This window comes from Buchnera aphidicola (Microlophium carnosum), from assembly GCA_011752475.1.
Lineage (GTDB): Bacteria > Pseudomonadota > Gammaproteobacteria > Enterobacterales > Enterobacteriaceae > Buchnera > Buchnera aphidicola_BG.
Genome location: CP048747.1, coordinates 507880 through 523040 on the forward strand (window position 1 = coordinate 507880; position 15161 = coordinate 523040).

Genomic DNA, 15161 nt, shown 5'->3' on the forward strand with positions numbered 1-15161 from the left:
ATATAAAAAATATGCTGGTTAAAAATGAATGATATATTTTATATGAATAGAGCAATAGAACTGAGTAAGTTAGGCGAATTTACTACAGCACCTAATCCCAACGTAGGTTGTGTAATTGTCAAAAATAATATTATTGTTGGCGAAGGATGGCATAAACAAATAGGAAAAAATCATGCAGAAATTAACGCGTTAATTATGGCTGGAGATAAAGCAAAAGGAGGAACAGCTTACATAACACTGGAACCGTGTAATTATTTTGGTAAAACACCTCCATGCTGTAATGCACTAATTACAGCGGGTATAAATCGTGTTATAATTTCTAATATAGATCCCAACCCTAAAGTTTCTGGAAATGGTGTTTTGTATTTAAAAAAACACGGAATTTCTGTAAAAATAGGTTTGTTATCACAAGAATCAAAAAAATATAACAAAGGGTTTTTTAAAAGAATGAAGACTGGTTTTCCATGAATACAGCTTAAACTAGGTGTTTCAATAGATGGAAGAGTTGCCGTAAAAAATGGTGACAGCAAATGGATTACTTCAACATATGCGCGTCAAGACGTTCAAAAATTTCGAGCAAAAAGTTCAGTAATTCTCACTAGTAGCTCTACTATTTTAAGTGATAATCCTTCTTTAAATGTACGTTATCAAGAATTTGATAAAAAAACATTATCTATTTTTCCTCAAAAAATATTTCAACATCCAACAAGAGTAATTATAGATAGTAAAAATCGTGTTCAACCATCACATAAAATTATGAAAACAAAAGGGAAAATTTGGTTAATACGATTAAAATCTGATAAAAATATATGGCCGAAAAATACAACACAAATTATAGAAAAAGAACATAATAAAAAAATTGATATATTTTCTCTTTTAAAATTTTTAGGAAAGTCAGAAATTAATAATGTATGGATAGAAGCAGGCAGTACTTTATCAGGATTTTTATTAAATTCGTTTTTAATAGATGAATTAATTATATATATGGCACCTAAAATACTTGGACACGAAGCTAGACCATTATGTATGATTGATAACATATTAAAAATATCGCATTCTCTTCAATTCAAATTTCAAGATATTTGTCGTATAGGACCTGATATAAGATTGATATTATCTTCTAAAAGATATAACACTGACATATAAAAAACAAGAGAAATTTTATTTATGAAGCCATCTTCTCGAAGAAAAGCACGCGTATGTGCCTTACAAATGTTGTATTCTTGGGAAATATCTCATAACAATATTAAAGAAAGTGCTATTCAGTTTTTAAAAGAAAAAAATAAAACAAATATTGATATTGTATATTTTTACGATTTAATTATCGGAATTACATGTGACTGTGAAAATATAGATAATTTAATGAAACCTTATTTATTTAGATCGCTAAGAGAATTAGGTCATATTGAAAAAGCCATTCTTAGAATTTCGTTCTATGAATTACATAAAAGAAATGATATACCTTATAAAGTATCTATTAATGAAGGTATTGAACTAGCTAAATTATTTGGTTCTCAAGATAGTCATAAATTTATAAATGGAGTTTTAGACAAAGCCGTATTTAAAATGGGATACAATAAAAAAGTTATTCTTACATAAGTATTTGATAAAAACATTGTTTGCATTATATGATTCTATCTAACATTTTCTATGTTATTTTGTTAACCAATAAAATATTTGTTTATAAATACCTTCTTCATCTAATTGATAATCGTGTCTAATTTCTTCCTGAGTACCTTGTGGAATAAAGATATCCGGTAATCCAATATTTAAAACTGGTAAACAAATTTTATTTATCATAATAAATTCATTGACAGCACTGCCTGCTCCACCAGAAATTACACCTTCTTCAAGAGTAATAAAAAATTTATGTTTAGAAGATAATTTTAAAATCATACTATTGTCTAAAGGTTTAACAAAACGCATATCAACTAGCGTTGCATTCAGATTATCTGCTGCAAAAAAAGCATTTTTTAACAAAGTTCCAAAATTTAAAATAGCTATTTTTTTACCTAGTCTTTTCATTGTAGATTTTCCCAATGGGATACTATTCATAGGCATTAATAATGCACCAACACCGTATCCTTTAGGATATCTAACCACACTAGGTCCTTTAGTATACATATAACCAGTATAAAGCATTTGACGACATTCATCTTCATTACTAGGTGTCATAATAACAATTCCAGGAATACATCTTAAATAAGCAAGATCAAAAATTCCTTGATGAGTTTGTCCATCATTCCCAACAATACCCCCTCTATCAACAGCAAATAAAACAGATAGTTTTTGCAATGCTACATCATGAATGAGTTGATCATAAGCTCGTTGTAAGAAAGTAGAATAAATAGAAACTACTGGCTTATAACCACTGATTGCAAGACCAGCAGCAAAAGTCACTGCATGTTGTTCGGCAATAGCAACATCAAAATATTGATTGGGAAAAAGACGAGAAAATTTCTTCATTCCAGAACCCTCACACATTGCGGGTGTAACAGCCATCAATTTTTTATCAAATGCAGCTATTTCGCAAAGCCAAGAACCAAAAACATCTGAATAACTAATAGATTTTGACTTTAATGAATCATATGAAGATATTGAATGCCATTTAATAGGATCTAATTCAGCTGGAAGATAACCCTTTCCTTTTTTAGTTACAAGATGTAATAAATAAGTGCCTTTTTTATTTTTTATATCTTTTAATATATTAATAATAGAAAAAATATTATGTCCATCAAATGGACCAAAATATTCAAATCCTAAATTAGAAAAAATAGAGTTGAAATATATACAATCATTTTCAATTTTTTTATTGTTCCTAAAAAATTTCTGATAATATGTGTATATTTTTTTTTTATTTGTCTCAGTATATTTAAAATTTCTTAAAATTTTTAAATGACTATTTAAGACTCCCACATTTTTTGAAATAGACATTTGATTATCATTGAGTATAACTAATAAATTAGATTTCATTGCTCCAGCATGATTCATAGCTTCAAATGCCATACCTGCAGTTATAGCACCGTCACCAATAATACAAATAGTTTGTCTATTTCTACCTTCTTTTTCAGCTGCAATAGACATTCCTAAACCTGCAGAAATCGAAGTAGAAGAATGACCAACACTTAAAGTATCGTATTTACTTTCTTCTCGACAAGGAAATGAATGTAATCCATTTTTTTTTCTAATACTATTCATTCTTTCGCGTCGTCCCGTTAATATTTTATGAGGGTACGCCTGATGTCCTGTATCCCATAATAAATTATCAAAAGGAGTATTATAAACATAATGAAGTGCTACAGTAATTTCAACTACACCTAATCCAGAAGCAAAATGTCCTTTAGAAACAGTAACCACATCTAATAGATATTCGCGTAGTTCAAAACATAATTGTGGTAACTGTTCGATAGGCAACAGACGTAAATTTTCTACTGAATTAGCAAAAGATAAAATTGGATATTTTTTAAAATTAAAATTCATTAGATGCTCATTATTCAATTTATTCAATACGTTTAATTATAAATTTTGTTAATTTTTCTAATGTATAAGTATTAATTTTTTTTTTTTTAAACTATCTAATGCAAACAATGATTTTTGATATAATTCTTTTATTTTTTCTCTTGATTTATCTAAACCTATTATAGCTAGATAGGTATTTTTTTTAATTATTTTATTATCTCGTATTTTTATACTATCTTTTTTAAAATCCAAAATATCATCTTGAATTTGAAATGCTAAACCAATAGTAATCGAAAATAAATCTAATATTGATAATACAGATTTAGAAAAATTATTAGAAGATAAATATACTAAACGTATGGCAGAACGTATTAAAAAAGCAGTTTTATAAAAATTAATAGATTCTAATTCAGATAGATTCATTTCTTTTTTTTCTGCTTCTAAATCTAATTCTTGACCTATGCACATTCCAGATGAACCAATAGAATTAGATAATTCAGAAATCATTTTTACACGTTTTAAATTAGAAACATTTGGCATAAAGCTTTTTGATAAAACATTAAATGCAAGACTTTGTAAAGCATCACCAGCTAACAAAGCAGTACTTTCACCATATTTTACATGGCAAGAAATTTTTCCTCTTCTAAAATGATCATTATCCATACAAGGCAAATCATCGTGTATTAGAGAATATGAATGTATACATTCAATAGAAGTAGATATGACATCTAATGTAATTAGATTTACTTTTAAAACCTCCCCAGTAATATATACTAAAAATGAACGTAATCTTTTACTTCCTGAACATACACTATACTTCATTGCTTTTAAAAGATTTGATTTTTGGAAAGGTAACTGGTTTAATGTATAAAATAATTTTTTATTTATACGACATTTATATATTTTATACAGATGAAGAAAATTCATATTCAAACACCTAAAAAAAGTAATAATTTAATTCTTAATTAAAAAGAAGATTATTATAATAAATATCTATTATTTATTAAATTTGATTATACTATAAATAGAATTTACTTCTTACAAAAAACACTAAAAATTAACCATAATATAATAATAGATATTTCAAATAAAAAAATTTCTGAAACATTTAAAAAACTATAAAGCCATCCACTAAAAATACCCCCAAAAAAAATACCTAAAAACTGGCTAGTAGAATAAATACTCATTATACTACCTTTATAATTATTTAATGGTTGTTTACTAAGATGAGAAGGAAGAAAAACTTCAAGAAAATTAAAAGATAAAAAAAATATCTGCAAAGCAATTATTAGAAATAATAAATAATTTTGTGCTTTTAGAAAAATTATTTCTGCAAAAAAAATAAATAAAATACAAATTTCAATAATATTTTCCAAAACATGTTTACATTTACAATAAAATATAAATAAGAATAAAATAAAAAAGGAAAGTAACATAGCACCTAAATATATTTTCCAATGCTGATTTAAAGAACATCCAGATATTTCTAATTGATTGGGAATAACCATAAAATTAATCATTAATAAAAAATGCAAAAAAAAGATACCTAAATAAGATCTAAAAAAAATTTTATTTGAGATAAATTTTAATACTTTAATATATGAATAACACGTATGATTTTGTTGTAATATGTTTATATTTAAAACAGGAATAGCATAATAAACTATTGTTATACAAATGATAGATAAAAATGCAGATATCCAAAAAATCGAAAAAAATCCAAACAATTGAACAATTATAGGACCAGAAACTATAGCAATTAAAAAAGAAATAGCAAAACTAACACCTATAGCAGCAATAGATTTAACACGATTTTTCTCTCGAATTAAATCAGATAACAAAGCCATACATACACCAGATATAGCTCCTGAACCTTGTAAAAACCTACCAATTATCAATCCCCAAATTGAATGAATATCCGCTGATATAATATTCCCGATAAAAAACATAAAAAGACCTAATATAATTATTTTTTTTCGACCAAATTTATCAGATAACATTCCGAATGGAATTTGAAAAATTACTTGAGCAAAACCATATATTCCCATTGATAAACCAATTAAAAATTTATTTCCTCCATCTAAAAGTATTCCATATTTGCTTAAAATAGGAAGAATCATAAACATTCCTAACATACGTAATAAAAAAATCGCACAAAAACTTAATGTAACTTGTAATTCTAAAAAGTTCATTTGATAATTCTCTATATTTAATGTAATATTTTTTTAAAATTTATCCCAATTCAGCTTATATTTATTAAAAAATATGAAAACTAATAATAAAGTATTATACGAATATGAAAAAATCGAAAAAGATTCAGAAGGATATTTAAAAAAAACTAAAGATTGGAATATAATATTAGCAGAAGAAATCGCAAAAAAAGAAAATATTGATTTAAATTCTGATCACTGGAAAGTAATAATGTTTGTGCGAAAATTTTATTTTAAATTTCATGTAACACCATCAATAAGGATGTTAATTCAAAGCATTAAAAAAGAAATGGGAAAATCTAAAAGTAATAGCATTTATTTATTTAAACTTTTTCCTAAAGGGCCAGCTCAACAAGCCAGCAAAATTGCTGGAATACCTAAACCAGTCAAATGTTTATAAATAAATGAATGAGAATATTTTAAAATAAAATATCTATAGATATTAAAAAATTAAATATAAAAATGACTAGGATTGAATAATAAAATAGTTTACTTGCATTGTTTTTATCGTGATTGTTTTTAATAGTCGGATAAGATAAAAACAACCAATAAAAATTTATAATGGAAGAAAAACATAAAAAATTATAACTTAAATAACCTAAAAAAGTTAATAATGAACTAAAAAAAATAAAACTAATAATATAAAAAAAAATATGTTTTTTTGTTATAGAAATACCCTTTACTACAGAAAAAACAGGAATTTCAGCTTTTTTGTAATCTTCAATTCTCATAATTGAAATAGCATAAAAATGAGACATTTGCCAAAATATTAAAATAATGAATAATAAGATAGAACATATATCAATAGCATTAGACACGGCTGTATAACCGATAATAGATGGCGTAGAACCTGAAAAACTTCCAATAAAAGTTGAATAAATCGATCTTCTTTTAAAAAATAAAGAATATAAGACAACATAAATAAAAAATCCAAAAATTGATAAAATCATTGATAAAAAATTTACTAAAAAAATTAATATAGAGATACCTAAAACACCTAAAAAAACAGCAAAAATAAAAACAGATAAAAAAGAAAGTAATTGTTTTGATAATACTCGATTGCTTGTTCGATTCATTTTTTTATCTATATCATGATCAATTAAATTATTAAAAACACAAGCAGAAGCAATTACCAAAGATGTTCCTAAAATTGTATATGTAAATAAAAAAACATCAAAAGTAGAATTTCTAGATGCAAATAAAAAACCACCTATAATTAAAGTGGCATTCCCAAGAATAATACCAGGCTTAATAATTTCTAAATAATGTTTAAATATATACATAATATATCTTCGATTAAATTTTACATTATATGATGATTTAAGTTAAACATAATCCATATAGAACCGAATACTACAATAAATATTATTATAATTACAAATAATAAAGTTATAAGATTCCATCTAGCTTCTGCAGAAAAATTTAAATGTAAAAAATACACAAAATGAATAACAATTTGACTAATAGCACATAATAAAAAAATAATATAATTAATATTACTACAAAAAATTTTTTGCATTGCTAATATAAATGGAACAATAGTTAATATTGTAGAAAATATAAAACCTACAAAATAAGATTTTATTTCTTTATTTATATTTGATTCAATAACATTACGCATCAAATAGCTCCATTTAAATAAACAAAAGTAAAAATACAAATCCATATAATGTCTAAAAAATGCCAAAAAACGCTCAGACATAAAATTCTAACGCGAACAGAATGAGTCAAACCTAGTCTTTTAATTTGATAAATAATAGACATTATTAAAATTAAACCAAAAAAAATATGGATTCCATGAGTAGCAATAAGAGTAAAAAAAATAGAAAAAAATGCATTTTTATCAGGACCAAAGTCTTTTATTATCAATTCATAAAACTCATAAATTTCCATAAACAAAAAAACAAAACCTAGAAAAAAAGTTATCATTAAGAATGAATATATCATTTTGATATATTTCTGGTTCATTGCAAAAACAATAAAACCACACGATAAAGAACTTAATAATAATAAAAATGTTTCTAATAAAACAGATGGTAAATTAAAAATCTTATTGCTAATTAAATCAATTGATATATTTGAAGAAATTACAGCATAAACAGCAAAAAGCACTGCAAACATAATGCAGTCACTCATTAAATATATCCATAAACCAAATAATTTGTTTGATTCTAATTTTTTATCATGAACTCTTAAATTAATATTTAATGTTGTATGATTTATTTTATTTTCTATCATTATAAACCTACTTTTCGAATATTTTTCCAGTATTGACTCTCAATTTTTTTTATTTCTTTTGAAGATATAATGTACTCATTATCTTCATTAAGACTTTTAATAACTAAACTAGCAATAATGGAAAAAAAAGATACAATACACAACCAGGTAATATGCCAAACTGCTGAAAAACCGAATAATAATGAAAAAAAACTGATTAGGACACCTAATCCTGTATTTTTAGGCATATGAATTTCATCGTAATTAAAATTACTCATTGTGTTTCTGTAATCTTCTTTTCTTTTGTTTTCCCAGAAATGATCTCTATCTTTAACTACAGGAATAATAGCAAAATTATATGATGGAGCAGGTGACGAAGTAGACCATTCTAAAGTTCTACCATCCCAAGGATCACCAGTTAAATCTAAATTATATTGACGTTCTCTCACTGAGACAAAAAATTGAATAATTTGACATATAATTCCTATTCCAATAAAAAATGCCCCAATAGCAGCAATACATAATAATACATGAAATTCAGAATCAATATTCTGACTTAAACGACGAGTCATACCCATTAATCCTAAGAAATACAAAGGAATAAAAGCAAGAAAAAATCCTATAATCCAAAACCAAAAAGCACGTTTTCCCCAAATTTCATTTAAAATAAATCCAAATAATTTAGGAAACCAATAACTAATCCCAGCAAAACAACCAAAAACAACTCCACCGATGATTACATTGTGAAAATGTGCAACTAAAAATAAACTATTATGTAAAATAAAATCAGCTGGAGGAACCGATAACAGTACACCAGTCATTCCACCAATAGAAAATGTGACTAAAAAACCTAAAGTCCATAACATAGAGGAATGCATATATACACGACCTTGATACATTGTAAATAACCAATTAAAAATTTTTACGCCAGTAGGAATTGCTATAATCATAGTAGTAATTCCAAAAAAAGCATTGATATCTGCACCTGCTCCCATAGTAAAAAAATGATGAAGCCATACAATAAAAGATAAAATTGTAATAGATAGTGTAGCCCATACTAAAGATACATAGCCAAATAATCGTTTTTTAGAAAAAGTGGCTACTATTTCTGAAAACACACCAAAAACTGGCAATACTAAAATATACACTTCTGGATGACCCCAAATCCATATTAAATTAACATACATCATTGCATTGCCGCCTAAATCATTAGTAAAAAAATGAAAATTAAAATAACGATCTAAGGTCAGCAATACAAGAGTAACAGTTAAAACTGGAAAAGAAATAACTATGAGAATATTAGTACAAAAAGAGGTCCAGGTAAAAACTGGCATTTTAAAAAAAGACATACCTGGTGCTCGCATTTTCAAAATTGTTACTAAAAAATTAATTCCTGTTAGCGTTGTTCCAATTCCAGCGATTTGTAAACTCCAAATCCAATAATCAACTCCTACACCTGAACTATATTTTATACCAGATAATGGAGGATAAGCTAACCAACCTGTTTGGGCAAATTCTCCTATTCCCAAAGATAAAGTCAGTAATAAAGAACTACTCACATTCAACCAAAAACTCAAGTTATTAAGAAATGGAAAAGCTACATCACGAGCTCCAATTTGCAACGGAACTACCAAATTCATTAGACCAATTACAAGAGGCATAGCTACAAAAAAAATCATTATCACACCATGAGCTGTAAATATTTGATCATAATGATGTGGAGGTAAAAATCCTTTAAAACCTGCTGATGAAATCACCTGTTGAGTACGCATTAATATTGCATCAACAAAACCACGAAATAGCATCACAAATGCAAGTATTCCATACATGATAGATATTTTTTTATGATCAACTGTAGTAAACCATTCAGACCATAGATATTGCCATTTTTTATAATAAGTAATAGTTGCCGTAACACATAATCCTATTAAAATAATAGCAGAATAGGTAACCATGATAATTGGTTCATGATATGGTATAACGTCAAAAGTCAATTTTCCAAACATTATTCTATTTCTCCATCTTAGAATATTTCTTTCCAATTTTATGAACAATATTTTTATCTAATACTTTGAAATTTTTTATAGAATATTGATTTATAATTTGATCAAATAAATGTTTTTTGACATTAGAAAAATATTCTATAGAATATTTTTCATTTGGAATAGATATTGTATTAAAAACTTTTATTGTATTCAATTGTACAGGTGAGTCTTTTATCTTTTTTATCCACTCTATAAAAGTAGAATTTTTTGAAACAGAGATAACAGTGAATTTCATATTAGAAAAACCTTTACCACTATAATTAGATGATATACCTTTATATTGACCTTTTTCATTAGCAATTAAATTTAATTTTGTCGTCATGCCAGGCATAGCATATATTTGACTGCCTAACGATGGAATAAAAAAAGCATTCATAACAGAATTTGAAGTAATTCGAAAAACTATAGGTCTGTCAATAGGAAACATAATTTCATTAATAGTCGCAATATTATAATCTGGATAAATAAACAACCATTTCCAGTCTAATGCCACCGCATCTATTTTAATAGGTTTATTAAAAGAAACTATAGGTTTTTTTGGTTCTAATTTATGACTATAATTCCAAGATAAAAACGCTAAAACAGAAACTATTACAATCGGAATAGTCCACACTACTATCTCTATTTTTTTTGAATCAGACCAATCAGGATTATATATCTGATTTTTATTAGTTGAACGATACTTAAAAGAAAAATATATAGTCATAAAAATTACGGGAATAATAATAAATAACATCATTATAAAAGATATTAGTATCAATGAACTTTCTTCTATAGCAATTTTCCCATGAGGAGTTAATAATAAACTATTACACCCATTTAAAAAAAAGAATACTAAGGTTAACGATAATATTTTAAAAAAATTATTATAATTTAAACATGTCATTCAAAAACCTCAAAATAATATAATTATTTATTAAAAATATTTTTAAAAAATATCATTTTTGTTCAAAATTTTTGTATAAAAATTATTGTTTATTAGAAAGTAATAATTTGTGAAATAATTGAATTATTTTTTAAAAATTGATAAAATTTAAAATTAAAAAAATTTTTTAAAAATGCATTTTTTAAAAAATATAATATAATTATAATACTGTTTATATAGTATAAAAGTATTTTATAATTTTTTTATTAATGAATAGGACATAATATCAATAAATGACTCTAGAAAAAATAAAAAAATATTTAATATCTAAAATGAATATAAATTTTATTGAAATTTATGATGACAGCTCGTTTCATAATTATTCAGAAACAGGTCTTACACATTTAAGAATAATTATTATTAGCAATGATTTTATTAAGCAAAAATTAATCATTAGACACCGCATGATTTTTTCAATATTATCAGAAATAATCAAAAAAAAAATATACTCATTAACACTAAATACTTACACTTTAAATGAATGGAGCAATAAAAAATTTAAAAAAAGTAATCATGCTAAGTGTTTCAAAAGAAAATAATATTTTATCAGTTTGCTAAAAAAATTTTGCAAAATAGCTATATAATTTTTTAAAAATTTATATTTAAAAATATAAAAATAACTTGTCTTAAAAGAAAAATTTTTAAAAATATAATATAATAAAACATCTAAAATATACTGATAAAAGTAATCGTTTGAGGTAATAAGATGAAATTTTTTATGGAAAAAAATAAAGATGCAGGTCATCGTGTTACAATTAATATTCCAAAAACTACAGTTAACAACTCTCTTCTTAGAGAATTCACTAAAATTAGTAAAACTACTAACATTAATGGATTTAGAAAAGGTAAAACTCCTATTAAAGTCATAAAAGAAAAATATGGAAATTCTGTTTATTATGATATATTTAAACAACTAATGCAAAAATTTTTTTATGAATTTATAAATAAAGAAAAAATAAAACTTATTGGATCTCCAAAATTTTACATGCATCAAAATGAAGATAATAAAAAAGAACATTTTGAATATTCGGTGATTTATGAAATTTATCCAGAATTTCAAATAAAAAATATAAAAAAAATACAAGTAAAAAAAGTAAATGTAAAAATAACCGATCAAGATATTAAAAAAAATATAGAAAAATATAATACAAAAAAAAATATTTGGAATACAGTTAATAAAGCCATTAAATCTCATGATCGTGTGACAATCAATTATTGTATTTATGAAAAACATAAAAAAATAAACAAATTTAATATAGAAAAAATTAGCTTTATTGTATCTCAAAATACACTCATACCTCAATTAAATTATAAAATAATTAATCACTTTTTGAATGATATTATTTTTTTTAAAATCAAAGTTCATCAATTTCATCCAGAAAAAGAACTACAAAACAAAGATATAACATTTAAAATAAAAATTATTAAAATTGAAAAAAAACAAGAAATAGAACTAGAAAACAATAGCAAACAAGATTTTATAGAAAAAAAAATCACACAAAAACATTACCAAACAATAAAAAATAATCTTCATTCTCAAATCAATATCATAACTGAAAAATATTTAGAAGATCAAATCATACAAAAAATAATTGAAAAAAATATTATCCTAATACCTCCACTTTTATTTGAAGAAGAAATAAAAATTTTATCTCAACAATACAAAAAAAAATATAAAGAAGAAAAATCTAATATTTTAGAAAAAAAATATCATTTAGATCTGAGTTCACAAGTTAAAAAAAAATTATATTCTCAAATGATAATAGAAAAAATTATTTCTGATAATCAATTCTTAGCCAATGAAAATAATATACAAAAATTAATTCAAGAAATATCTTTGAGTTATAAAAGACCAATAGAAATTATTAATTTATATAATCAAAATAAAAATCTAAAAAACGCGATAAAAGATATAGAATTAAAAAATCAAGCCATGCTTTTTTTAAAAAAAAGTATTCAAATAGAAAAAAAATATTGGACTTTTGAAGAATTTATAAATTATAACTGGACAAATTATAAGGTATGAATTCTATAATTAATTATATTATTATAATATAATTTTTTCACTTTATTAATCTTTGGTGTAATTATTAAATAATTTAACAAGAAAATTATCAAAAGAATAATGATAATTATTTAAGATATTCAATTTTTTCAGGAATAAAAAATGTTATATAATAATAAACACTCATACGCAACGTTAATTCCAATGGTTGTAGAAGAACATTCTAGAGGAGAACGTTCATATGATATATATTCAAGATTATTAAAAGAACGAATAATTTTTATGATAGGGACTATTGAAGATAATATGGCTAATAATATTGTAGCTCAAATATTATTTTTAGAAGCTGAAAATCCAGAAAAAGATATATTTTTATATATTAATTCTCCAGGAGGAATTATTACATCAGGTATGTCTATTTATGACACCATGAAGTTTGTTAAACCAGAAATCAGTACTATTTGTATGGGTCAAGCATGCTCAATGGCTGCTTTATTATTAACATCTGGGACAAAAGGAAAAAGATTTTGTTTGCCTAATTCAAAAGTTATGATTCATCAGCCATTAGGTGGATACCAAGGACAGGCTTCAGATATTGCAATTCATGCTAGAGAAATAATGGAAATGAAAAAAAAACTAAATAAATTAATGTCATTTCACACTGGTCAATCTATAAAAAGAATAAATAAAGATACAGAACGAGATTGTTTTTTATCAGCAGATGAATCTATTAAATACGGACTAATCGATTCCATTTTAACTCAGCGTCAATAAAAACATTAAATCAATCCATTTTATTTTAAAATATTTAATGAAAATATATAGAATCTATTTACTCAAAAATATAAAATATGTAAAAAAAAGAGGTTAAGCATGACAGATAAGAGTAAAGAAAATTCTAAAAAGCTACTTTGTTGTTCTTTTTGTGGAAAAAGTCAAAAAGAAGTAAAAAAGTTAATAGCCGGACCAACAGTACACATATGTGATGAATGTGTTAAATTATGTAATAATATTCTTATTGAAGAAACCCTAAAAAATAAAATAAATAATACTGAAAATAAAATAAATTATTTACCCACACCATATGAAATAAAAAAACATCTTGATAATTATGTAATTGGACAAGATCATACAAAAAAAATTCTATCTGTTGCAGTTTATAATCATTACAAACGTCTCCATAATTTTAATGAAAATATAGATTCAGTTGAATTAGGTAAAAGCAATATTTTATTAATAGGACCAACAGGTAGCGGGAAAACATTACTAGCACAAACATTAGCTAAACTCCTAGATGTTCCATTCACTATTGCAGATGCCACAACTTTAACCGAAGCTGGATATGTAGGAGAAGATGTTGAGAATGTAATACAAAAATTGTTACAAAAATGTAAATACAACGTAAAAAAAGCGGAATTAGGTATTGTTTATATAGATGAAATAGATAAAATAGCAAGAAAATCTGATAATCCTTCTATTACTAGAGATGTATCTGGAGAAGGAGTGCAACAAGCTCTATTGAAGTTAATTGAAGGAACATTAGCTTCTATTCCTCCTCAAGGAGGACGAAAACATCCACAACAAGAATTTTTACAAGTAAATACTTCAAATATTTTATTTATATGTGCTGGGGCATTTTCAGAATTATCTAAAATAATCTCTAAAAGAATTAATACAGGAACAGAAATAGGTTTTAACGCTAATGTTAAAGAAAAACAACAAAAAATATCAGAAGACTTTTTACTGAAACAAGTAGAACCTGAAGACTTAATGAAATTTGGATTAATTCCAGAGTTTATTAGTCGATTACCAATAATAACTATATTAAATAAATTAACTGAAGATGCATTAGTTAACATATTATGTAAGCCTAAAAACGCTTTAATTAAACAATATCAAATATTATTCGAATTAGAAAAAGTGCAATTAGAATTTAGTACAGAATCTATTTTAGCTATTGCACGAAAAGCCATGAATAAAAAAACAGGTGCTAGAGGACTACGTTCTATTATTGAAGGTATACTACTCAATATAATGTATGAATTACCATCTGTAAAAAACATAGAAAAAGTATTAATTAATGAATCTGTTGTAAATACTAATTCGTTACCAAAAATAATATATGGAAAGAACAAATCAAAAAAAGCATCAGGTGCATAAAAAAAACATCCGATGATCTAAAAAATAAAAGTAATTGTCTTTTATTTTGTCAAACGCTTAGCATTAAACGTCAAGCGACCATTCTGATATACTTGGCTGATTATAGGTGTAACTGCATGTTGTATTATATCTGCAGTTTT

At 24.6% G+C, this 15161-nt stretch carries 15 protein-coding genes and 1 pseudogene; 8 read left to right on the top strand and 8 right to left on the bottom strand.

Features of this window, described 5'->3' with window-relative positions:
• Positions 1-24 precede the first annotated feature (24 nt).
• The 3 genes and pseudogenes from ribD (G4A98_02295) (at position 25) to nusB (ending at position 1599) form a co-directional block, all read left to right on the top strand.
• A complete protein-coding gene (gene ribD / locus G4A98_02295; protein ID QIQ42027.1) occupies positions 25-468 on the top strand; it encodes a bifunctional diaminohydroxyphosphoribosylaminopyrimidine deaminase/5-amino-6-(5-phosphoribosylamino)uracil reductase RibD in 444 nt (147 codons plus the stop codon).
• A gap of 288 nt (positions 469-756) precedes the next feature.
• Positions 757-1146 (top strand): annotated as a pseudogene (gene ribD / locus G4A98_02300) (bifunctional diaminohydroxyphosphoribosylaminopyrimidine deaminase/5-amino-6-(5-phosphoribosylamino)uracil reductase RibD).
• Between the two features lie 21 nt (positions 1147-1167).
• Positions 1168-1599 (top strand): transcription antitermination factor NusB, encoded by a 432-nt coding sequence (gene nusB, locus G4A98_02305; protein QIQ42028.1) that lies wholly within the window; start codon positions 1168-1170, stop codon positions 1597-1599.
• Positions 1600-1653: 54 nt separating this feature from the next.
• On the opposite strand, the gene dxs is transcribed toward nusB, so the two are convergent.
• The 3 genes from dxs to G4A98_02320 all read right to left on the bottom strand — a co-directional run bounded on the left by dxs (position 1654) and on the right by G4A98_02320 (position 5651).
• The gene (dxs, locus tag G4A98_02310) at positions 1654-3480 is read right to left on the bottom strand and encodes a 1-deoxy-D-xylulose-5-phosphate synthase (protein ID QIQ42029.1); all 1827 of its coding nucleotides are present in this window, start codon (positions 3478-3480) and stop codon (positions 1654-1656) included.
• Positions 3481-3537: 57 nt separating this feature from the next.
• A complete protein-coding gene (locus G4A98_02315) occupies positions 3538-4386 on the bottom strand; it encodes a (2E,6E)-farnesyl diphosphate synthase (GenBank protein QIQ42030.1) in 849 nt (282 codons plus the stop codon).
• Positions 4387-4490: 104 nt separating this feature from the next.
• The gene (locus tag G4A98_02320; GenBank protein ID QIQ42031.1) at positions 4491-5651 is read right to left on the bottom strand and encodes an MFS transporter; all 1161 of its coding nucleotides are present in this window, start codon (positions 5649-5651) and stop codon (positions 4491-4493) included.
• 73 nt (positions 5652-5724) lie between these two features.
• On the opposite strand from G4A98_02320, the gene G4A98_02325 reads away from it, so the two are divergent.
• Positions 5725-6069: a TusE/DsrC/DsvC family sulfur relay protein gene (locus tag G4A98_02325; protein ID QIQ42032.1), complete on the top strand. Its 345-nt coding sequence runs from the start codon at positions 5725-5727 to the stop codon at positions 6067-6069.
• A 19-nt stretch (positions 6070-6088) separates the two neighbouring features.
• Here the strand turns inward: G4A98_02325 and cyoE are convergent, their stop codons facing one another.
• The 5 genes from cyoE to cyoA are packed head-to-tail and all read right to left on the bottom strand — an operon-like array spanning position 6089 to position 10817.
• Positions 6089-6946 carry a protoheme IX farnesyltransferase gene (gene cyoE / locus G4A98_02330; protein QIQ42178.1) on the bottom strand — a complete coding sequence of 286 codons (858 nt, stop codon included), beginning with the start codon at positions 6944-6946 and terminating at the stop codon, positions 6089-6091.
• Positions 6947-6972: 26 nt separating this feature from the next.
• A complete protein-coding gene (cyoD, locus tag G4A98_02335; GenBank protein ID QIQ42033.1) occupies positions 6973-7290 on the bottom strand; it encodes a cytochrome o ubiquinol oxidase subunit IV in 318 nt (105 codons plus the stop codon).
• Positions 7290-7907: a cytochrome o ubiquinol oxidase subunit III gene (gene cyoC, locus G4A98_02340; GenBank protein QIQ42034.1), complete on the bottom strand. Its 618-nt coding sequence runs from the start codon at positions 7905-7907 to the stop codon at positions 7290-7292. Before cyoC ends, cyoD begins: the two co-directional genes overlap by 1 nt.
• Positions 7907-9892, bottom strand: coding sequence for a cytochrome o ubiquinol oxidase subunit I (gene cyoB / locus G4A98_02345; protein ID QIQ42035.1), 1986 nt, complete (start codon positions 9890-9892; stop codon positions 7907-7909). The genes cyoC and cyoB overlap by 1 nt, the downstream gene beginning before the upstream one ends.
• Positions 9893-9896: 4 nt before the next feature.
• Complete coding sequence (gene cyoA / locus G4A98_02350) at positions 9897-10817, bottom strand: ubiquinol oxidase subunit II (protein ID QIQ42036.1); 921 nt, start codon at positions 10815-10817, stop codon at positions 9897-9899.
• Between the two features lie 272 nt (positions 10818-11089).
• Between cyoA and G4A98_02355 the strand changes: the two genes are divergently transcribed.
• From G4A98_02355 to clpX, 4 genes are all read left to right on the top strand, one after another.
• A complete protein-coding gene (locus tag G4A98_02355) occupies positions 11090-11395 on the top strand; it encodes a BolA family transcriptional regulator (GenBank protein ID QIQ42037.1) in 306 nt (101 codons plus the stop codon).
• A 167-nt stretch (positions 11396-11562) separates the two neighbouring features.
• The gene (gene tig / locus G4A98_02360) at positions 11563-12882 is read left to right on the top strand and encodes a trigger factor (GenBank protein ID QIQ42038.1); all 1320 of its coding nucleotides are present in this window, start codon (positions 11563-11565) and stop codon (positions 12880-12882) included.
• A gap of 141 nt (positions 12883-13023) precedes the next feature.
• Entirely contained in the window at positions 13024-13635 is a 612-nt protein-coding gene (gene clpP / locus G4A98_02365) for an ATP-dependent Clp endopeptidase proteolytic subunit ClpP (protein QIQ42039.1), read from the top strand.
• A 99-nt stretch (positions 13636-13734) separates the two neighbouring features.
• A complete protein-coding gene (gene clpX, locus G4A98_02370) occupies positions 13735-15021 on the top strand; it encodes an ATP-dependent protease ATP-binding subunit ClpX (protein ID QIQ42040.1) in 1287 nt (428 codons plus the stop codon).
• Positions 15022-15161 lie beyond the last annotated feature (140 nt).